Below are 2,701 nucleotides of genomic sequence, written 5' to 3' on the forward strand. Positions count from 1 at the left end.
CGGCCGTTTGCGCGACGACAGACACCGCTCGGGGCGAAAAACGCTTGCCCAGCGAGCAAAATCAGGCGATCTTGAAGTCAAGCGGCAGGCCACTTGGGAAATGTCGGTTGTGATTGTTGTCTTGTTCCAGATCAAGGACCGCGCGCATCGCGAGGTTCAAACACTGCAGACACAAGATAGAAGGATGAGCCCATGACTGCATTTCAAATCTCACGCCGTGGCTTCATGCAGGCCGGTGCGGCAGCGGTTGGAGTGACCAGCCTTGGCCACCTGATGGGCAGCTCTGCTCTTGCTGCCATCGACCCGAACTCGCATGGCCAGCGGGTCTTCCATGCCTCGCATTACGGCCCCTTCGAGGCGGTCGTGCGGGATGGGCGCATCACTGCGATTTCTCCGATCACGGAACTCGACCATCAGCCCACTGACATGCTGATGCTGGGCGTCATGGACCGCACCTATGACGAGTCGCGCATCCTTTATCCAATGGTCCGCAAGTCCTATCTGGACGGCTGGCAGAGCGGCGACACCAAGCCGGAACTGCGCGGCAAGGAGGAATTCGTCCAGGTCGACTGGGACACCGCGCTGGCCCTGACCGCCAATGCCATCGTCCAGACCATCGAGGAACACGGCAACGAAGCGATCTTCAGCTCGTCCTATGGCGGCTGGTCGAACGCGGGGTCATTCCGCCCCAACGTGATGCAGCAGCGCTTCTTCAACCTGGTCGGCGGCTGTTCCATCACCCAGGGCGACTTCTCGGCCGGCGCAAGCCAGGTGGCCCTGCCCCACATCATCGGCGACATGGAGGTCTATTCCCCCCAGACCGCATGGGAGGTCGTGCGCGACAACACCGAGGTCTTCGTGTTGGTCGGCTGCGACCCGGTCAAGAACAACCGGATCGAGTTCACCGTGGCCGATCACGGCATGTCGCGCCCCTGGGCCGAGATCCGCGACGCGGGCTGCCGCTTCATCTCGATCAACCCGCAGCGCACGGCGTCCGACTATTACCTGAATGCGGATTGGGTGCAGATCGTGCCCAACACGGACATCGCGCTGTTCCTGGGCATGGCCCATCACGTGCTGGAACAAGGTCTGGAAGACCGCGCCTACATGGACAAATACACGACCGGCGGCGACCGCTGGATCGCCTATGTCCGGGGCGAGGATGACGGCACCCCCAAGACGCCCGACTGGGCCGCGGCCATCACCGGCATCCCGGCCGACAAGATCCGCGAACTGGCCGAGTTGTTCGCCAAGTCCCGCACCCAGTTCGGCGGCGCCTGGTCGCTGCAGCGCGCCCATCACGGCGAACTGACCCATCACGCGATCATCAACTTCGCGGCCCTTGTGGGCAAGATCGGCAAGCCGGGTGAGGGTGTGGGCTTCAGCTGGCACTACGGCGGCGGGGGCATGCCGCAATCGGGCCAGTCGACCCCCACGGGCCTGTCGGCGGGCAAGAACCTGGTGGACAAGCTCTGCCCCGCCAGCCGCATCGTCGAGATGCTGGAAAACCCGGGCAAGGAGTTCTTCTACAACGGCCAGACCCGCACCTATCCCGACATCAAGATGATCTACAACGCGGGCAACAACTTCGTCTCGCACCAGCAGGATCTGAACCGGCTGCTGAAGGCCTTCGGCAAGCTGCACACCATCGTCAGCCAGGACGTCTGGTGGACGGCGGCCGTCCGCTGGGCCGACATCGTGCTGCCCGCATCCTCCACGCTGGAACGCGACGACATCTCGGTCGGCGGCACCTATTCCAACGACAAGATCTACGCGATGAAGAAGGTCATCGAGCCCCTGGGCGAGTCGATGAGCGACTATGAGATCTTCGAGGCCCTGGCCGACAAGATGGGCCTCTGGGCGCAGTTCACCGACTCGGTGGACTACATGGACCACATCCGCGCGGCCTATGAACGCACCGGCGCGTCCAAGACCACACCCTTCGAGGAGTTCTGGGAAAAGGGCTATGCCCTGCAGCCCGCCCCGCCCGAGGCCCGCAAATGGGTTCGCCACGGCGCCTTCTACGAGGATCCCGAAAAGAACCCGCTGCACACCCTGTCGGGCAAGATCGAGATGTTCTGTTCCTCCATCGCCGACATGAACGTGGCCGACAACCCCGGCATGCCCGTCTGGCAGGAACCGCTGGAATATCTGGGCAACGCCAAGGAAGGCCAGCTGCACATCGTCAGCCCGCATCCCTGGTATCGCCTGCACAGCCAGATGGACAACTCGGCCAAGCTGCGCGAGCTTTACAAGATCGACGGACGCGAACCCGTGCGGATGAACCGCCAGGACGCCGAGGTGCGCGGCATCGCCGATGGCGATCTGGTGGAGATCCGCAACGAACGCGGCGCGGTGATCGCCGGGGCGGTGCTGTCGGACGACATCATGCCGGGCGTCATGTCGCTGTATGAAGGGGCATGGCCCGATCTGGACAGCAAGGGGCGTTGCAATTCCGGGCAGATCAACTGGATCACCTCGGAACGCCCGGCCTCGGGGCTGACGCAGGCGACTATCGCCAATACCTGCGTGGCCTCGGTCGCCAAATGCGAGGACGCGGAACGTCCGAACCAGGCCCACCAGAAGCCGGCCATCCTGACCGATTACCAGTTCGCCGCCATCGACGAATCCGAACTGGGCCTGGACCGCGTGGCGGACATCGTGGAGTCGCTTTATGCGGAAATGGAGGAAGGCGAGCGCA

2 protein-coding genes are annotated in these 2,701 nt (G+C 63.5%); both read left to right on the plus strand.

Features of this window, described 5'->3' with window-relative positions; genetic code table 11:
• A partial coding sequence (locus ACFOMH_RS20490) for a hypothetical protein (RefSeq protein ID WP_377746786.1) occupies nucleotides 1-196 on the plus strand: 196 nt, incomplete at its 5' end.
• Nucleotides 193-2,701, plus strand: a 2,509-nt coding sequence (locus tag ACFOMH_RS20495) for a molybdopterin-dependent oxidoreductase (protein ID WP_377746787.1), incomplete at its 3' end; no start/stop codon positions are given. The genes ACFOMH_RS20490 and ACFOMH_RS20495, both read left to right, overlap by 4 nt.

It is taken from the genome of Paracoccus mangrovi, assembly GCF_042648425.1.
GTDB lineage: Bacteria > Pseudomonadota > Alphaproteobacteria > Rhodobacterales > Rhodobacteraceae > Paracoccus > Paracoccus mangrovi.